The organism is Collinsella aerofaciens (assembly GCF_040920445.1).
Taxonomy (GTDB): domain Bacteria; phylum Actinomycetota; class Coriobacteriia; order Coriobacteriales; family Coriobacteriaceae; genus Collinsella; species Collinsella aerofaciens_BH.
This window is the reverse complement of record NZ_JBCOTQ010000008.1, coordinates 1-16,750: the sequence shown is the minus strand read 5'-3', so window position 1 is coordinate 16,750 and position 16,750 is coordinate 1. Positions and strand designations below refer to the sequence as shown.

At 54.4% G+C, this 16,750-nt stretch carries 16 protein-coding genes; 12 read left to right on the top strand and 4 right to left on the bottom strand.

The features are described from left to right. Positions 1–8 precede the first annotated feature (8 nt). The 4 genes from AB5405_RS02175 to AB5405_RS02160 all read left to right on the top strand — a co-directional run bounded on the left by AB5405_RS02175 (position 9) and on the right by AB5405_RS02160 (position 4,354). On the top strand, positions 9–1,592 hold the full coding sequence (locus tag AB5405_RS02175; protein ID WP_271739980.1) for an amidohydrolase: 1,584 nt from the start codon (positions 9–11) through the stop codon (positions 1,590–1,592). Between the two features lies 1 nt (position 1,593). Further along, positions 1,594–2,445, top strand: a complete 852-nt coding sequence (locus AB5405_RS02170; protein ID WP_161194583.1) for a sugar phosphate isomerase/epimerase family protein — start codon at positions 1,594–1,596, stop codon at positions 2,443–2,445. 62 nt (positions 2,446–2,507) lie between these two features. Then, positions 2,508–3,476, top strand: a complete 969-nt coding sequence (locus AB5405_RS02165; protein WP_022094440.1) for an SIS domain-containing protein — start codon at positions 2,508–2,510, stop codon at positions 3,474–3,476. 14 nt (positions 3,477–3,490) lie between these two features. Further along, the gene (locus AB5405_RS02160; protein WP_035138847.1) at positions 3,491–4,354 is read left to right on the top strand and encodes a PfkB family carbohydrate kinase; all 864 of its coding nucleotides are present in this window, start codon (positions 3,491–3,493) and stop codon (positions 4,352–4,354) included. A 278-nt stretch (positions 4,355–4,632) separates the two neighbouring features. Here the strand turns inward: AB5405_RS02160 and AB5405_RS02155 are convergent, their stop codons facing one another. Together AB5405_RS02155 and AB5405_RS02150 are read right to left on the bottom strand one after the other, a co-directional pair. After that, on the bottom strand, positions 4,633–5,415 hold the full coding sequence (locus AB5405_RS02155) for a TatD family hydrolase (RefSeq protein ID WP_368137450.1): 783 nt from the start codon (positions 5,413–5,415) through the stop codon (positions 4,633–4,635). A 14-nt stretch (positions 5,416–5,429) separates the two neighbouring features. Then, a complete protein-coding gene (locus AB5405_RS02150; protein ID WP_117770138.1) occupies positions 5,430–6,224 on the bottom strand; it encodes a tRNA threonylcarbamoyladenosine dehydratase in 795 nt (264 codons plus the stop codon). 300 nt (positions 6,225–6,524) lie between these two features. Between AB5405_RS02150 and AB5405_RS02145 the strand changes: the two genes are divergently transcribed. From AB5405_RS02145 to AB5405_RS02125, 5 genes are all read left to right on the top strand, one after another. Then, positions 6,525–6,803 carry an autorepressor SdpR family transcription factor gene (locus tag AB5405_RS02145; RefSeq protein ID WP_022094448.1) on the top strand — a complete coding sequence of 93 codons (279 nt, stop codon included), beginning with the start codon at positions 6,525–6,527 and terminating at the stop codon, positions 6,801–6,803. Beyond that, positions 6,796–7,500, top strand: coding sequence for an SdpI family protein (locus AB5405_RS02140; protein WP_368137448.1), 705 nt, complete (start codon positions 6,796–6,798; stop codon positions 7,498–7,500). Before AB5405_RS02145 ends, AB5405_RS02140 begins: the two co-directional genes overlap by 8 nt. A gap of 184 nt (positions 7,501–7,684) precedes the next feature. Then, on the top strand, positions 7,685–9,364 hold the full coding sequence (gene ettA, locus AB5405_RS02135) for an energy-dependent translational throttle protein EttA (RefSeq protein ID WP_368137447.1): 1,680 nt from the start codon (positions 7,685–7,687) through the stop codon (positions 9,362–9,364). Positions 9,365–9,644: 280 nt separating this feature from the next. Then, positions 9,645–10,772: a hypothetical protein gene (locus tag AB5405_RS02130; protein ID WP_147332645.1), complete on the top strand. Its 1,128-nt coding sequence runs from the start codon at positions 9,645–9,647 to the stop codon at positions 10,770–10,772. A gap of 31 nt (positions 10,773–10,803) precedes the next feature. Continuing rightward, positions 10,804–11,142: a hypothetical protein gene (locus AB5405_RS02125; RefSeq protein ID WP_196032689.1), complete on the top strand. Its 339-nt coding sequence runs from the start codon at positions 10,804–10,806 to the stop codon at positions 11,140–11,142. A 54-nt stretch (positions 11,143–11,196) separates the two neighbouring features. Here the strand turns inward: AB5405_RS02125 and AB5405_RS02120 are convergent, their stop codons facing one another. Both AB5405_RS02120 and AB5405_RS02115 read right to left on the bottom strand, forming a co-directional pair. Next, positions 11,197–12,486 carry a hypothetical protein gene (locus AB5405_RS02120; protein WP_368134851.1) on the bottom strand — a complete coding sequence of 430 codons (1,290 nt, stop codon included), beginning with the start codon at positions 12,484–12,486 and terminating at the stop codon, positions 11,197–11,199. Positions 12,487–12,626: 140 nt separating this feature from the next. Continuing rightward, complete coding sequence (locus AB5405_RS02115) at positions 12,627–13,580, bottom strand: hypothetical protein (RefSeq protein ID WP_368137446.1); 954 nt, start codon at positions 13,578–13,580, stop codon at positions 12,627–12,629. Positions 13,581–14,063: 483 nt separating this feature from the next. On the opposite strand from AB5405_RS02115, the gene AB5405_RS02110 reads away from it, so the two are divergent. The 3 genes from AB5405_RS02110 to AB5405_RS02100 all read left to right on the top strand — a co-directional run bounded on the left by AB5405_RS02110 (position 14,064) and on the right by AB5405_RS02100 (position 16,705). Beyond that, positions 14,064–14,345: a DUF2087 domain-containing protein gene (locus AB5405_RS02110; protein ID WP_055251466.1), complete on the top strand. Its 282-nt coding sequence runs from the start codon at positions 14,064–14,066 to the stop codon at positions 14,343–14,345. Next, positions 14,323–15,507 (top strand): MFS transporter, encoded by a 1,185-nt coding sequence (locus AB5405_RS02105; RefSeq protein WP_148332709.1) that lies wholly within the window; start codon positions 14,323–14,325, stop codon positions 15,505–15,507. The genes AB5405_RS02110 and AB5405_RS02105 overlap by 23 nt, the downstream gene beginning before the upstream one ends. 442 nt (positions 15,508–15,949) lie before the next feature. Further along, a complete protein-coding gene (locus tag AB5405_RS02100) occupies positions 15,950–16,705 on the top strand; it encodes a B12-binding domain-containing radical SAM protein (RefSeq protein WP_368137444.1) in 756 nt (251 codons plus the stop codon). Positions 16,706–16,750 lie beyond the last annotated feature (45 nt).

Here is a 16,750-nt window from a genome sequence, read left to right as displayed (position 1 = left end):
TGGTTGTGATGTCTGATCGTTTAACGGTCCTGACGTCTAAGAGCGTCTTTACCGGTACGGGGGACCTGCCGTTCGAAGGTTTCGTAGCGGTCCGTGGCAATCGAATTGAGGCGGTTGGCACCAAGTGTGAGGTAGCTTCGTATTTGACCCAGGCGGACGAGGTAGTTGATCTGGGCGACCGTACCGTCATGCCTGGCCTGATCGATGTGCATACCTTCTATACAGGCTGGGCGCTGCGGACGTTGGGGTCTGATCTGTCCGGCATCGCTGATGCCAAAGAGGCCGTGTCGCTCTTGCGTGCATGGAAAGAAGATCATCCGGATTGCGCGGCGGCTTTTGGCCACAGCCTACCCGAAACGTTGGCATCGGATGCCGAGAACGCAAATACGGCAGCTGTGTTTGACGATTGTTTTGGCGATATCCCTGTCGTCTGCTTTACACCGGGTGCGGAGACCTGCGTTCTCAATGCTGCCGCCAGTGCACGATACGGCTTTACACCCCAGGCGTGCTATGCCGAGAAGATCTGGCGCATGATGAGCGATTTCCTCGCGCTGCCCGAGGTACGTGCGGGGTATTCGGACTACATGAGCATGCTTAACGAGCGCGGCGTTACCGCCATCAAGGAGATGGCGTTTGATGACTACTACGGTTTTGCCGACGAAATGGCTCGCCGTGAGGAATCTGGTGAGCTGACGGTTCGCGTCTCTATGATGTCGCAGCCGGTGGGTGCCGGTGCAAATCTGGCATATGCCCGCGAGGCACGAGAGCGCTTCCGGGGACCGTTCGTTCGTTTTTCTGGCTTCAACCGTATGACCGATCGCGGCGTATGGGCGGGGCTTGCCGAGATGATTGACCCCTATGAGGACACGGCCGATGCGGGCGCTGCCGGCAAGACGGTTGTCGAGGAGCCCGAGTGGGATCTGATTGAGAACGAGCTGCGCGCAATTGATGCTGACGGCTTCCGATATTCCTTGCATTGCCAGGGCGATGGCGCCGTTCGTCGCACCGTGGCGCTCTATGCCTCGCTGCCTCGAGACGAGCATGGACGGTTGCTTCGCCGCCATGCGATTACCGATCTCGAGAACTCTGATCCGACCGATCTTGTCAAGTTTGGCAAGTTAGGTGGAATTTGCGAGGTCTATCCGCAGATTCTGACGCTGGACCGGCGCGAGGATTGCCTGTCGATGATGCGTCGACAAATTGGCAAGACGCGACTTTTGCACAGCTGGAATCGCCGCGGCATGGAAGATTCCGGATGCACGGTGTGCTGTGGTACGGATTTGCCGCTGCTGATTCCGAGCCTGGGCGAGTCAATCTACAGTGCGTGCGGCGGATACTTCGACGATGGACTGCCCGTGAATGAGGCCAACGCGCTGACGCTTGTCGAGCTCTTGCGTGCTTGGACTGCCGGGGGCGCGTACGATCTGATGCGCGAAGACGAGCTGGGTACGCTCGAGGTCGGCAAGCTTGCTGATATCTGCGTGCTCGATCGGGATGTGTTCGACCTCGATTATCGCGACGCACGCGATCTTTCGGTTGATATGACGATGTCGGACGGACAAATCGTGTTCGATCGAAATAAGGAGGCATAAGATGTCTGAATCCAAGCCGACGCTGCGCCGCGAACAGATTGCGGGCATGAATATCCACTACATCATGTGGTCGCTCGATTACTTCCTTGATGTGCAGCAGCGTTTGGGCTTTGAGTCCATTGAGCTGTGGTGTGCGGAGCCGCATGTGACACTCGACCATACGGGCTACTTTGAGGCTGAGGTCCTGGCGAAAAAAGCTGCAGACCGTGGGCTTAGGTATCGTACTCTGTGCCCCGAGAATGTTGTCTATCCTTGGCAATACTGCGCACGCAAACCGCTGCATGAACAGCGCAGCCTGGCGTACTTTAAGCACGGCATTGAGCTTGCCGAGGTACTTGGGTGCGACCGTATGTCCGTCAACTCGGGCTGGGGCGACTGGGACGAGGACCGCGAGGAAGCCTGGAAGCGCAGCCGCGAGCACATGTCCATTCTGGCGGAGTATGCCGGCGAGCACGGTCTGGTGCTTACGATGGAAAGCCTGCGTCCCGAGGAGAGCAACCTTGTGACGACGGTTTCCGATGCGAAGCGCATGATTGACGAGGTCGCGAGCCCGTACTTACAGCCCATGGTTGATACAACCGCGATGGGCGTTGCAGGCGAGACGCTCGAGGACTGGTTTGCCGCCTTTGGTGATGGGGCAATTCACGAGATGCACTTTATCGACGGTGATCCGTATGGCCATCTGGTGTGGGGCGATGGCAAGCACGATATGGACGCCTTCGTTGCCACGCTCAACGCCCATGGTTTCGACGGCATGCTGGGCCAGGAAATCACGGACGGTCGTTACTATGATGACCCGGCGGCGGCAGATGCCAAGAACATGGCCGCATTCGAGAAATATCTGATTGACTAAAACAACTATCGGCCACGCAACCAACGTCATTGATTGTGGACCAAACAAGAAAGGAACTGGATATGAACGCACACGACCTGATCAAAGAGGCAATTGCCGAGAAGGGCAAGTTCGACAGCGTCTACTGGATTGCTTGCGGTGGCTCCATGATCGATTTGATCCCGGCTCATGAGCTTCTGCAGCGCGAGGCAACCACCTTCACTTCGTATATCTATACGGCTCGCGAGTTTGATATCATGCGCCCGCGCCGCTTGGGTGAGAAATCCCTGGTCATTGCTTGCAGCCACAGTGGCAACACCCCCGAGGTCGTCGAGGGCTGTGAGATTGCCCTTGCTGCCGGCGCTACGGTGATCGCCCAGACCGACAACGCTGGATCCAAGATTGACTCCGGCAAGTGGACCACGTGGGTCTACCCGTGGGGCGAGGGCGTGCCGCAGGCCGAGGTCCCCGCTGGCATTTCGCTGTCGCTTGCGGCCGAGCTGCTCGATCAGCAGGAGGGCTACGCCGATCTTGCCGATATGTATGCCGGTATTGCTGAGATGGATAAGATTCTTCCTCCGGCACGCGAGAAGGTAAATGCCGAGCTGGGCGATCGCTTTGCCAAGCTTTGCCAGGAGCACGAGTTCTTCTATATTCTGGGCAGCGGTCCCAACTTTAGCCAGACCTACGGTTTCGCTATCTGCTCTCTTATGGAGATGCAGTGGCAGCACTGCAGCTACATCCACTCTGCCGAGTACTTCCACGGCCCCTTCGAGGCTACTCAGGATGGCGTTTTTTACTTCCTGCAGATGGGCTCCAGCGAGTGCCGTGCTATGGACGAGCGCGCCCTGGCGTTCCTTAAGACGCATACCGATACGCTGATGGTGCTCGATGCCAAGGAGTACGGTATGGAAGCCGTGCCGGCGAGCGTCCGTGCCTATCTGGACCCGGTGCTGTTCTACGCCATGAACTGCGAGCTGCGTGCCGCACGCGGCAAGGTGTTTGATCACGATCCCGATTTCCGTCGCTATATGGGTGTTGTCGAGTACTAGAAGGAGCAAAGGCCATGGCATTTAACGTTAACGCGCTCGGATTTGGCGACAACGTCGTCGATCGCTACGAGCATATCCACACCATGTATCCCGGCGGCAATGCGGTGAACTTCGCCGTTTATGCCAAGAAATGCGGTGCCGCACGCTCCGCATACATGGGCATTTTTGGCAATGATGCCGCTGCCGAGCATGTCATTGCAAGCCTCGAGGATGAGGGTATCGAGCTTGACAAGTGCGAGCAGATGATTGGCGAGAACGGAGCGGCTCGCGTGACCGTCGTTGACGGTGACCGTGTCTTCCTCGGCTCCAACGAGGGCGGTATCCGTGGCGATGCGCGTTATGTCCTCGATCGCTTTGACCTTTCGTACATGAAGCAGTTCGATGTGGTTCATTCGGGCAACTATTGCTTTACCGAGCGCGAGCTGCCCAAGCTGAAGGCTGCGGGCGTCACGGTCTCTTTTGACTTTTCGGACGACTCCACCGACGAGTACTACGAGCAGATTGCGCCCTACGTCGATTTCGCTTTCTTTAGTGCGGCGGATGCCGCGAGTGAGGACGAGATTCGCGAGCGTCTGGCATGGGTGAAGGGCCTGGGTCCGCGTTTTGTGTCGGCTACGGCGGGCGCCGAGGGCTGCATTGCTTACGACGGCGAGCGTTATTACCGCCAGCTGGCTAAACCGGTAACGGACATGAAGGACACCATGGGGGCGGGCGACTCGTTCCTCACCTCGTTTTTGATGTGCTATCTCGATTCCGCCAAGCGTGGTGAGGATGGCGCCGAGGCCATCGAGCGCGCGCTCGACTTTGCTGCCGGGTTTGCCTCGACCGTGTGCGGCATGGAAGGTTCTTGGGGCCACGGAGCACCAATCGTCGAATAGCCGAGCTGTCCCGGGGAGCTGTATTGGTGCCTTCCCGTGACTCGGTGGTTAAAAAAGCCAAATATGAGTACTGTGACTAATTTAGTCGCAGCAAAATCGACCCCTTCAGACGTGATTTGAGCGTTTGGAGGGGTTTAAGATTGCGAAAATGCAGGATGAGTGACTGTAAAAGTGTTAGTTAATGGACAATCGTAGATTATTCTGGTGGTCGGAAAGCTCAGAGTAATGTATCCATTTCGCTAGCAGTACTCATATTTGACGTTTTTTGACCACAGGGGTTAGCGAAGGCTAAAAACAGAGTGTGCATTCGCTAAAACCGCCGACTCAATATGCTTTGCGTCGCATTTTTTGAGCGAGGCGACGTGTTCTGAGGCGCTTTCGAGCGATCTGATGAGTGACTGTGCGCTTATTTCTGCGTTTGCCTCCGCTGGTGCATCGGTCTCGAGCAGTAAACGATCGAGTGGAATTTGTCGTACGTATTCGCGTCCTCGTTTAGATGCGAGCATGCGTTCGTTGACGGAAAAATAACAGCCCGCATTACGCGCGCGGACGAGTTCGTCCGAAGTACCGCTAAACCAGTGGAAGATGATAACGGGGGAGTCGGGGTTTGGGATGAGTAGTCCATGCGATTCGAGGACGTCCAGTACGGCTCCTGCCGAACGAACGGCGTGAATTGATATCACGCGCCCGGTAAGAGGATGCTGCACGAGCGCATCGCAGAGCCGGTTAAGTGCCTGTATTTGTAGCGGCTCACTTCCAGCAAAGCGCGCGGAAAAGTCGAGTCCGACTTCGCCGATGTAGCGCTCTTGGGCAGCAACTTCGCAAAGCAGATCGACTTCGGCAGGACCGCAGCGGCCGTCGGCGAGCCACCAGGGGTGGAGCCCAACGCCAGCGATGACGCCTGGTAGGCGACGGGCGCGCTCGTTTGCGGCCGAAAAGTCGCGTGGGTCGACCCCGCAGTCAAAGAGCCCCAGACCCGACGCCGCCGACTCACTGGCTGCAGCATCGGGGCCGAGCATCAAATCAAGATGACAATGCGTGTCAAAGAATTGCGGTTCCATCGCAGGACATCCTGCTAGTCCAGGCGTTGGCCGTCGGCGCGTACGCGCTCGGTGCCGCGCCCGCTGATCTGGCGGATAACCTCGCCGGCGATCATCTGACCCATGATGGGCGGCATAAAACTGGCGGTGCCCAACTCGGTGCGCTCGTGGATATTGGAAGGGTCGCGGGGCTGTGTCTTAACCGATTCCTCGCAGCTAAACAGTACATGTAGGCTCTTGATGCCGCGCTTCTTACATTCTTTGCGCATGATGCGGCTCATGGGGTCACGTACCGTATCGAAAATGTCGGCAAAGCGGAGGCACTCGGGATGGAGCTTGTTGGCCCCGCCCATGGAGCTAACCAAACGAATGCCGTGGTCCTGAGCATATTTGGCAATGGTAAGCTTGGCCGAGATGGTGTCGATGGCGTCGACGACGTAGTCGAGCTTGCCACCCGTCTGCTCCAAAACGCTCGCGAAGAACTCGTCGATGTTGTCGCTCAGCAGGTATTCGGTGCGCTTGATAACGGTGGCGGCGGGATTGATATCGCGAATCATGGCATCCATCACGTCCACTTTGCGCTTGCCGATGGTGCTGTGAAAGGCGATGGCCTGGCGATTGATATTGCTGGGCGCGATGATGTCCTTGTCCAGAATGACGAAATGACCGATGCCGCCGCGGGCGAGTGCCTCGCAGCAGTTGGAGCCCACGCCTCCGCAGCCGAGCACCAGCACCGTAGCATCGGCGAGCTTATCGAGTGCCTCGCGGCCCATGATGATCTCGAGCTTGGTGTCGCGTGTCTCGACGAGAGCGGCAGCGGTTTCGGTCATAGACATCCTCCGATGGGGAAGCGAATCGTGTTTTAGCTATCGCCATTATAGGTGTTATCGCGATTCCATTTGAGCCCTTGGGCTTGTTGAAATGGGATCGGGGTTCGCATAAGATTGAAGCAGATGGCACCCGTTGCAGCGGGTTGGCCAACTCCAAAACACGTTTGTAGCGTGAGAAGTGGCCGTCTTCGCATTACGCGGAGGCGGCTATTTTTTTTGAGTACAAGATTAGATAGTTAGACAAACATCTAAATATCGAGTATAGTGTGCGCGTCATGAGAGATGATGAGAGGAGGTCTTATGCCGGGAGAGGGTTTTAAGGCGCTTGCCGATCCAACGCGACGGCGCATTTTGGAGTTGCTGCGCGAGGGCAATTGCACGGCGGGGGAGCTTGCCGAGCATTTCGATATCAGTAAGCCGTCGCTGAGCCATCATTTGGCGACGCTCAAAAACGCCGGGTTGGTGACCGACGAGCGCCATGGCCAAAACATCGTATACAGCTTAAACACCACCGTCATGCAGGATTTGATTGGCTGGTTTATGGGTTTTACAAACACGGAAGGTGATAAGGATGAATAACGAAAACAAGGGCATTCACCCCACGGGGGTATCGTCGCGCGTGTGGATTGCGCTGGTCGCTCTGTGCGTCGCCAATGTCGTAGCGCACCTCATGGTGATGCCGAGCTTGCCTGCGCAGATTCCCACGCACTGGGGCGCGAACGGCGCCGTCGACGGTTGGGGTCCTAGCTGGATGGCCTCCGCGCTCGGCGTGCTGCCTCTGGCGCTTCTCGCAATGTTCTGCGTGGTGCCGCGCATCGACCCCAAAGGTGAGGCATATCGAACCTCGGGCAAGTTCTACCAGGGCTTCGTAATCGCCTTCACCTTGTTCATGTGCGCCATAAGTTGGCTGGGAGAGCTCACGGTCTGGGGCGTGGTGCCGGCGGTCGGTTCGGTTAACGTGCTGATTTCCGGTGCTGTCGGTTTGCTGTTCATCGGCGTAGGCAACTACTTGCTGCGTGTGAAGCAGAACTATACGCTCGGTATCAAGACGCCTTGGGCGCTTGCCGATCCCGAGAACTGGCGCCGTACGCAGCGTTTTGGCGGCGCCTGCTTTATGGTGCTGGGTGTTGGCCTGATTGTGATGGGCGTGGCGGGCAGCATGCTTTCGAGCGAAGTCGTCGCCGCGGTGATTGCGGTTCTGGCGTTTGGTTCGGTTGGAGCCGTCTACGTCTACTCGTATCTGCTGTGGCGCAAATCGCAGCGAGCCGCTCGTTAAGGTTGCGGAAAACTAGCGTACGCAGTTCATAGTATGTTCCGGGGGACTTTTCCCAGGTAGTATTAGGGGGTGTGGGCAACCATGCCCCTTTTTCGTTACGTTTCAGAGCTGGTTTTTCCATTTCGTTTCCACTAAAGCGAAACAAGAATAGGGAAACAGCAGGTAGAAAGGATAAAACAGGCATATGGCGGAGTTTATCTACCAGATGTATCAGGCTCGCAAGGCCCATGGCGACAAGGTAATCCTTGACGACGTGACCCTGAGCTTCTACCCCGGTGCCAAGATCGGCGTCGTGGGTCCCAACGGCATGGGTAAGTCGACCCTGCTCAAGATCATGGCCGGCATCGAGGAGGTCTCCAACGGCGATGCCAGGCTCACCCCCGGCTACACCGTGGGCATCCTGCAGCAGGAGCCGCCGCTCGACGACGACAAGACCGTTATCGAGAACGTGCGCATGGCGTTTGGCGATATGATCGCCAAGGTCGATCGCTTCAATAAGATCGGCGAGGAGATGTGCGACCCGGATTGCGACATGGACGCCCTCATGGCCGAGATGGGCAAGCTCCAGGACGAGATTGATGCCGCCGACGGCTGGGATATCGATTCCAAGCTCGGCCAGGCCATGGACGCCCTGCAGCTGCCCGATTCCGACATGCCGGTCAATGTGCTTTCCGGCGGCGAGCGTCGTCGCGTGGCCCTGTGCAAGCTGCTGCTCGAAGCTCCCGACCTGCTGCTGCTCGACGAGCCCACGAATCACCTGGATGCCGAGTCGATCCTGTGGCTCGAGCACTTCCTGCACAACTATCAGGGCGCGGTGCTTGCCGTCACGCACGATCGCTACTTCCTGGATAACGTTGCCGAGTGGATCTGCGAGGTCGACCGCGGCCACCTTTATCCCTACAAGGGCAACTACTCCACGTATCTGGAGACCAAGGCCGCCCGTATCGAGGCGCAGGGCAACCGCGATGCCAAGCTCGCCAAGCGCATGGAGGCCGAGCTCGAGTGGGTACGCTCCAGCCCTAAGGCCCGTCAGGCCAAGAACAAGGCCCGCCTGGCTCGCTACGAGGAGATGGAGGCCGAGGCCCGCGCAAGCCAGAAGCTCGACTGGACCGATATCCGCATTCCCGTTGGACCGCGTTTGGGTAACAAGGTGCTCGAGGCCCATCACCTGCACAAGGAATTCGACGGTCGCGTGCTCATCGACGACCTTTCGTTCACCCTGCCGCGTAACGGCATCGTGGGCGTCGTCGGCCCCAACGGTGTGGGCAAGACTACGCTCTTCAAGACCATCGTGGGCCTGGAGCCGCTGACTTCGGGCGAGCTCGAGGTGGGCGAGACCGTCAAGATCTCCTATGTCGATCAGAACCGTTCTGGCATCGACCCCGACAAGAACCTGTGGGAGGTCGTCTCGGATGGCCTGGACCACATGATGGTCGGCGAGACCGAGGTCCCCAGCCGCGCGTACGTGGCGAGCTTTGGCTTTAAGGGCCAGGACCAGCAGAAGCGCGCTGGCGTACTCTCCGGTGGCGAGCGCAACCGTCTGAACCTGGCGCTCACGCTCAAGCAGGGCGGCAACCTGCTGCTCCTCGACGAGCCCACGAACGACCTCGACGTCGAGACACTGTCCTCGCTCGAAGCGGCGCTGCTCGAGTTCCCGGGCTGCTCGGTGGTCATTAGCCACGACCGTATGTTCCTGGACCGTGTCGCCACGCACATTCTGGCGTGGGAGGGCACCGACGAGAACCCGGGCAACTGGTATTGGTTCGAGGGCAACTTCGAGGCCTATCAGGCCAATCGCATCGAGCGCCTGGGCGAGGACGCGGCCCAGCCGCATCGTATCCACCGTAAGCTGACGCGCGACTAGTAGCAAGTAGAAAGGCCGCCAGCAAGGGCGGCCTTTCTTGTAGCAATTGCTCTGCAGCTATGCCCTGGCTGCTGGTTTGATTCATAATCAAAGTCATCTCTTTGGGATTAAAGCCCGTTTTTGCTATGAGTGATTTTCTAATTCCGTTTAAAACGTAAAGATGTATTGGGTTACAAGGACATAAGCGAATCGAATTGAAATATAACCAGTGCTGTAACGTTACAAAAAAGGTTATAGAATAGGAGTATCTTATAAGTCGCTCCTCTAGAAAGAAGAACATATGCTTTCGCGTCGTCGTTTTCTGCAACTTGTCGCGTCTTCAATTGTCGCCTTAGCCGCACGTCCGAAAGAGGTTTTTGCTTCGACGGGCAATATTGATGGTGAGCAGATACAATTTACTTCTGAAATTGCGCAAGAGCTTGCCGATAAATATATAAAGGGACTCCTCGGCTCTTCGTATACGCCTTCTGACCCTATTCCTTTTGTAGACGTTGATGGGTCCCCGCTTGGTTACATTGTTCCGGTTGTGACATCCAATAGAGCCGCGGGCTATTTGGTTTTAGATGCTTCAGATGATGAAATACTTACGGGATATCGTTTTGGAGACGGCTTAGTCAGCCCTATGGATCGGGGAGGAGATCTTGGTGTCGAGCCTTATTCTTTCAATAACCCAGTCGTAATGATCAATCCATTCGAATTCGGCGTGCAATCTTTGGACGGTTCAATAACAACAAATTGCGGAAGAACAATCCCGGCTGTTTCCATAGAAGGACGGCCTGTCGTTTTATCGAATAAACCTTCAAGCTGGAACGATGTTGTAATTTACGCAACTCAAATGCAGGATTACACAGTATCTGGATTTCGTTCCATTTCTCAGTTTATGTCATATGATGAAAGCGAGATTAAGAGGCTTACCGCCCACTATGCTTGTATGGTGACGGCTTTTTCGAACGTTGCGGAACTGTATGGCATTGCCAATTTATATAGCGACCCTTCGCAATATATGCAGATATGGAATTACACCAATACCCATGCTCTTTCCGATGAAGAACAGACTGTTCCCGGTGTTGTTTTGGGCGGAACGCCGATTTCAACCTGTGCAACGGGGTTTACAAATTACTGCGCAAGCAGAGGGAGTAATCTTATCGCTCGCACTGTCTCCTCCCCGGCTATCGTGAACATTCAAAATGAGATTAACTCTAATAGACCGAATGTTTTACATGCGAGTTTGTACAACGGATCAGCCCATTCTGTAACAGCGGAGGCTTACGCCACACTTACTGGTAAGAAAACTGGAGAGACAAGGCAGATGATTGGCATAGCGGACGGCTGGAATTCATCCTTATCCTTCCTGAAGTATGATCAGAGTTATTATGCGTGGACTTATGGAACGACTTTTTCGAAGTAGGACGATTCGTTTAGTCCTGTCTTTGGTGTTGATGGCTTTATTGGTGAGCTGTTCAACAAAAGAAGAGATGCCGCGCGGAGATTCCGGAGAAATGTCTGTGACAAACTCAGATTCATTGGAAATAGCTGGTGGGCATGCCGATGTGATGTTGCAAGGTAAAGGCATGCTTAGGTCGATTGATGCTGAAGACGCTGTCTGCTCAATAGAGGAATTAAAGACAGGTGAAACTGCATCGTACCGTGTTTCAGATAATGCTGCGAATATGATTGAGTCGATACCGATTGGAGCACAAGTTTCTTTTAGGTATTTTGCTCCGCAACTTGAGGAGGAGCTTGCTTCTCTGGTGTCTATATGCGCCGATGGCAACTAAAAGGCCTGAATTCAAACGGCCTCGGATGGTCAATTGGCTATCCGAGGCCGTTTTTTACTCGACCGGGGCGTTGACCTTGTCGATGGTCCAGGCGGCTCCGAGGCCGCCGGTGGTGTTGCGGCGGATGCGCACGGTGACTTCGTGGCGCTCGCCTGCCTGCGTGTAACGCAGGGGGAAGCTTGCGCGGTTTCGCGCGGCCTCGATGGTTCCGCGCTCGCGGGCGATCCAGTAGTACTCGCCGACGATGCCGAGCGTGTCGGCGCCGTAGGGGAGATAGGTCGACAACTGGTGCAGAAGCGGGCCGGGGCAGAAGACCTCGGTTGCGAAATCGACGGGGAAGTCCTCGGGGATGGCGGGCGCTACGGGTGCGGGGGCCGGTACCATCGTCGGTGCGAAGGCCTGCTCATTGACGGGCGTCACCTCGATGACGGGCGCGGGTTCGGCGCCGAGTACTGATTCGGTGTCCGCTTTCGGCATCGCCGCGGAATCTGCGGGCTCGACGATGGCGGGTGCGTCTGCGGTCGCGGTGTCGAACTCGACTTGCGGAGCGCTCTGATTCTCGACGCTCGACTTTGCCTCGATGGGCGTGGAGGCCATGGTGGTGATGCCGGCGTTGGCGTTCTCGGGGTCATAGACGACCGTAAGCGAGATGGCAGGCTGCGGTGCCTCGGGCTCCGATGCCACCTCGGTAGCGTCCTGTTCTGCGGGCTCGCAAGGCTGATCGTCCTCGGCCTCGTCGCCAAAGACATCGCTGTTTTGGAACGCAGACGTCTCGGGCTGGTCGGCGGCTTCTTCGGTTGTCGACTTGGGAGCTTCGTTGAGCTCCGCAGTGGCTTCCTGCTCGGATATGACTTTGGGATCGGCCGTGGTGGCGATTTCGGTTTCGGCTTGTGCCGTTACCTCAATAGCGACTTCGATCTCGGGCTCGGGCTCGGGCACAGCTTCAACTACGGGCTCGGGACGCTTAACGTGCTTGGGGCGCACGGCCTTCAGGTCCTTCTCGCCGCGCTTCTTCTTTTTGTAGGACTGCTTGGCGCCCTTGGTGGCCTTGGGCTTGTCCTCGCCCTTGGCAAGGGCGGCATCCCAGGCCTCGTTGGCGATGACGGTGGCATACAGGCGGCCGCCCTTAAAGACGGTCAGCTTAATGCAGTCGTTGAGCTCCTCGAGCAGCTCGCGCGTGGACTCGAAGCCCAGGTCATAAGCGGTCATGTCGCCGGCGGCGAGCGCCTCCTCGACCTGTGTCATAAACGTTTGCTTGCCGCATCCGATTGCATCGCGTAGCAGGCGATACAGATAGATGTGGTTGCCCAGCGATAGCGTGGGCCTAACTATTGTCTTGCTCATGGCAAATCTCCTCTTTACACATGTAAAGCATCTTACCATCGCATAGCGTTCGCCATGGCGGCGCCCAAGGCAAACGGGCGCGAACCGCTTTCGATTCGCGCCCGTTGTATAGGTCGGTTATCTATGAGAGGCAAATGTGCTTAGTTGCCCGATGCCGTGCCTTGGCTCGAGTTGTCAGATGCCGTGCCGGACGCGGTTCCGCTCGAGCTGTTGGTGTTGCTACTGTCTGCTGCACCCGTTCCCGACGTGGTGTCGCTCGTCTGGCCTCCCGTGTTCGGCTGTGAACCGTCAGTTGTTTGGCTTGAGTCGGTCGTGCCGGACGGCGTGCTGCTGTTGGCCGTAGAGGAATCGGTGCCCTGCGGTTGGTTTTGGGTGTTCGAGGACGAATTGGCAGAGGTAGAACCGTCTTGCGTATCGTCCGTCTGTGCCTGCTGATCCTGCGACTGGGTGTTGCCATTTGCATCGCTCTCGGTCGTGCGCGACGACAGGATTGGCTCGGGACGCTCGCCCAGACCCTCACCGGCAGTGGTGATAAGGATGGCGCCGGCGCAGGCGATGACCGCGACGATGGCGATAGCGATCGAGAAGACGATGACCTTCTTTTGCGTCTGGCTACGCTCGGCCGCCGCCTTGGCGCGCAGACTGTTGGGGGCAACGCGCGCCGTGGTCGCGCGCCCCGCAATCTGGCGCATCTCTTGCGTAGTCGCGGCGCCGCCCAGGTGCTCCTCGGCATTAAATTCAACGGGCTCATAGGCGCCGGCGGGGTAGTCGACGTCGGCGTGCGTACCTTTGAGGGCTTCGGCGCTGGCAGAGATAAAGTGGCGGTAGACCTGCGAGGACACAACGGTGATGACCGAGCTCACGGCGGCACCAATTACTGAGCCAGCGATACCAATCTTGGAGGCAAGCGCGACGCTCGTGGCGGCAGCTGCGGCGCCGGCGATGATCTGGGGAATGGAAATGTCGTCGAACAGGCCCTTTTTGGGCGCGATGGCCATGGTCTGTCCGATGGAATGGTTCTCGTGCACGCCGTTGTTGAGCGATGCCGGAGTCATGACGCGTGTACGCGGCGCGTCGGTGTACTTGGTTGTCATACGGGGTCCTCCCGGTGTAAATCTGCTTCGTTTCGTGTAGCCATCAGGGTACCCACCAGATGTGAATCGTACGTGACATTTAACAGATACCATCAACTCATCAAGGGGGGCTTGCTGTCTTTGGCGAAATAGCTTGATGCTAAACTGGACTTACGATTGCGAGGTGGTTTACGTGATGTACCCGTATATGACATTCGAAGACGGTACCGAGGTCATTCATTCTGACCTGATTACAGATGTCGATGTCGAAAAGGTTATCGTGCATTTTGAACGACCGACGGCAGAGGGCTTCGACTCCGCTCGTTGTGAGTTGCCTTCCTGTTCGTGGACTGACTGGGAAGGGCATTTTACTCAGAGTGAAAAACGAGCTTTCGAAGAGTGTTTGAGCAAATTATTTAGATTAGTTCTAATAAAGAAGCTGAATGCGATGACCTAAAGCGTATGCATTTTTAGTATTAGATGCGTATGAAATGGAGGATGTGAATGGATGAGCTAATAGACTTTAAAAAACGATTTCTCAAGAATGGCGAGCTGGTTTCAATTCCAAAAAAGGAAAGCTATAAAAGAATCATGCTGCTATGGGCCGTCTCTTTCTTTGAATTAAATACAAGTTATACGGAGCTTCAGGTTAATCGTGTGCTTTCACAGCTCTATCCTGATTATGCCGTGTTGAGGCGGTATTTGGTTGATTATGGATTCCTATTAAGGGATGAACGAGGCCTGAAATACGAGGTTAATCGTGATGTTCACGGTATTGAGAGCTAGCCGTCCGGTTCGGGTCCTATATATTGCTAGAGGGATAAGCGAAATAGGCAATTGGTGTGCGAATATTGCTTTGCCAATGCTGATTTACGAGGTAACTCACGATGTTTCTGCAACTGCTTTGATGGTCTGCTGCAGATTTGCCCCCTCTCTGTTTTCAGTTGCGCTCGCGCAGCTGCCTCAGAAGATGGGTATCGGGACACTGCAGGCCATGAGATTGGCAGACTTAATTCGCGCGGGATTATTCGTTTGCTATATTTTTGTTGATAGTAAATGGAGTATGTTTGCTATTACGTGCGCGGTATCGCTTTGCCGAACGGTTGAAATGCCCTGCTTTTACTCGTTGTTAAGAGCCAATACGAATAGTATCAATCGCGACGTAATTAATAATTCGTTTGGGTTTCTGCAGAATTTGATGATGGTTCTGGGGCCAGTTGCCGGCGGTTTTGTTGTCGCTCAATTTGGGGCGGAGGCTGTTCTTGCATTAGACGCGCTATCTTTTGCCGCGTCGTTCTGGTTGCTGCGAGATGTTCCGTCGGTTATCGAGGTTAATGATAAAGAGGGGATAAGCAAAAATGAAAAATACAGGACTGCATTTAGTGATCTTAGCGCGAAGCACTTGGCAATTGGTTTCCTATTAATCGATATTTCTAGTGGCGTGGCATTCGGCTCTCTGAATTCTCTTTTGCCAGCTATAGCGCAATTGCAATTTGACTCGTCATCGATACAATACGGATTCCTTCAGAGCAGTCTTACAATCGGACTGTTGTTCGGAAATACAATATATGGTCGTTTAATCAGTGGTTCCGATTGCGTTAAATCATATTGTTTTGTGACGTATCTTGCGCTCGGTGCGTATCTGGCGTTTGGCTATCGCTATGCGTCTGGGATATCGTTTATTTTCCTTTTTATCGTCGGTGCCGGAAACGCCATTCAAGATGTGCTTCTCATAACATCGCTGCAGGATTTGGCGAGAGACGGATCTGAATCGATAGGCCTGTTTTCAATTAGGGAGTCTTTGCAATCGGTTGCTGTTGTTATTTCAACACTCCTTGTTTCGCTGTTCACGAGCATCGCGATGTTCTCAATTCTCGTTACAGGACTTGGTGTATTTTCAATTATGATGGTAGTTGTGTTTCAATTGAATTATTTGCGAAAGATGTGACGTTGATATGCCTAAAACGCTTTTAGTATTTCCCCCAGGATGGAGTCCAGTGGGGCCGTATCTTGCCTTGCCTGTTTTGAAGTCATATCTTCAAGAGGTTGAACAATACAAAGTTGACATTGTTGACTTAAACGTGGAATTTTACGATGACCTCCTATCTTTTAGACATGTCGAAGAGTGCTGTAAAAGGTATCGGGAATCAAAGGATTCGTTTAGTTCGAATGTTCAATTAACAATCGAGTTGATACAAAAGTCAGCACTTAATGTTGACGAGGCAAAAGATATTTTCAGATCGAAGAGATACTTCGATCTGTAAGAAAGACAATATGCTGAAAACATTTTTAGAAATGCACTCTATATCATAAATCACGTCTCATATGGAGTTAAATACACGTTCAACTCCATAGATCTGCCCTATGATTATTATTCGACACCAGAAATAATGAAATCGCTTGCGGATACCCTGCATAATCCGTTTATTTCCTTCTATGAAACTGCCTTTCTTAAGCGTATTCAGAGGGAAAAAATCGAGTTTATTGGGATTTCGGTGAGCGGCTGTTTCCAATTGATTTCTGCAGTTACGTTAGCGAAACTGATTAAAGAAGAATGTCCATCTGTTAAACACGTCTCATTGGGCGGCAATTACATTACTCGTTTAGCAGATGACTGCATGAAAGAATGGCATCCCTTTTTTGAATACATTGATTCGATAATGATGTATGACGGCGAAGAGCCGCTTGCACGTCTTCTTGAGGCTCTTGACTCTGGTGATGACAATCTCGACTGTGTTCCAAACCTTTGCCATGCTAAAGGTGGAAAGATATATAAAAACCATCGGATTGAGCAAACATTTATCAACGATACAGTTCCCGATTTCGATGGCTTCGCCCTTTCTAAATACTTCATGCCTGAGTTAATATTGCCGGTTTATTCCTCTAGGCAGTGTTTTAATCATTGCGCCTTCTGCACCATTCCCGGTGCTACCGGTGGTTGTTACCGAAAGATGCCTATATCGAGAGTATTTGAAATAATGTGTCGGTTAAATGAAAAATACGGCACGAGAGTTTTCTCTTTTGTGGATGAAACATTCGAAGGCAAAAGAATGGAGCAACTCGCGGATGAAATAAACGCATCGGGAAAAACGTTTTTCTGGCATGGAGAAACGATGTTAGCGTCGGATTATTTTAGCCAAATATAGTCGGCCGAGATTGACCAATCCCGGCCGACCCATTTTAGCCAACAC

Coding starts and splice junctions, on each gene's coding strand:
- AB5405_RS02115 (WP_368137446.1), bottom strand. CDS start 13,580: ATGACAACCAAGTACACCGACGCGCCGCGTACACGCGTCATGACTCCG.
- AB5405_RS02155 (WP_368137450.1), bottom strand. CDS start 5,415: ATGGAACCGCAATTCTTTGACACGCATTGTCATCTTGATTTGATGCTC.
- AB5405_RS02170 (WP_161194583.1), top strand. CDS start 1,594: ATGTCTGAATCCAAGCCGACGCTGCGCCGCGAACAGATTGCGGGCATG.
- AB5405_RS02120 (WP_368134851.1), bottom strand. CDS start 12,486: ATGAGCAAGACAATAGTTAGGCCCACGCTATCGCTGGGCAACCACATC.
- AB5405_RS02145 (WP_022094448.1), top strand. CDS start 6,525: ATGCCGGGAGAGGGTTTTAAGGCGCTTGCCGATCCAACGCGACGGCGC.
- AB5405_RS02165 (WP_022094440.1), top strand. CDS start 2,508: ATGAACGCACACGACCTGATCAAAGAGGCAATTGCCGAGAAGGGCAAG.
- AB5405_RS02150 (WP_117770138.1), bottom strand. CDS start 6,224: ATGACCGAAACCGCTGCCGCTCTCGTCGAGACACGCGACACCAAGCTC.
- AB5405_RS02125 (WP_196032689.1), top strand. CDS start 10,804: ATGGCTTTATTGGTGAGCTGTTCAACAAAAGAAGAGATGCCGCGCGGA.
- AB5405_RS02100 (WP_368137444.1), top strand. CDS start 15,950: ATGAAATCGCTTGCGGATACCCTGCATAATCCGTTTATTTCCTTCTAT.
- AB5405_RS02140 (WP_368137448.1), top strand. CDS start 6,796: ATGAATAACGAAAACAAGGGCATTCACCCCACGGGGGTATCGTCGCGC.
- AB5405_RS02160 (WP_035138847.1), top strand. CDS start 3,491: ATGGCATTTAACGTTAACGCGCTCGGATTTGGCGACAACGTCGTCGAT.
- AB5405_RS02130 (WP_147332645.1), top strand. CDS start 9,645: ATGCTTTCGCGTCGTCGTTTTCTGCAACTTGTCGCGTCTTCAATTGTC.
- AB5405_RS02105 (WP_148332709.1), top strand. CDS start 14,323: ATGTTCACGGTATTGAGAGCTAGCCGTCCGGTTCGGGTCCTATATATT.
- AB5405_RS02110 (WP_055251466.1), top strand. CDS start 14,064: ATGGATGAGCTAATAGACTTTAAAAAACGATTTCTCAAGAATGGCGAG.
- ettA (WP_368137447.1), top strand. CDS start 7,685: ATGGCGGAGTTTATCTACCAGATGTATCAGGCTCGCAAGGCCCATGGC.
- AB5405_RS02175 (WP_271739980.1), top strand. CDS start 9: ATGTCTGATCGTTTAACGGTCCTGACGTCTAAGAGCGTCTTTACCGGT.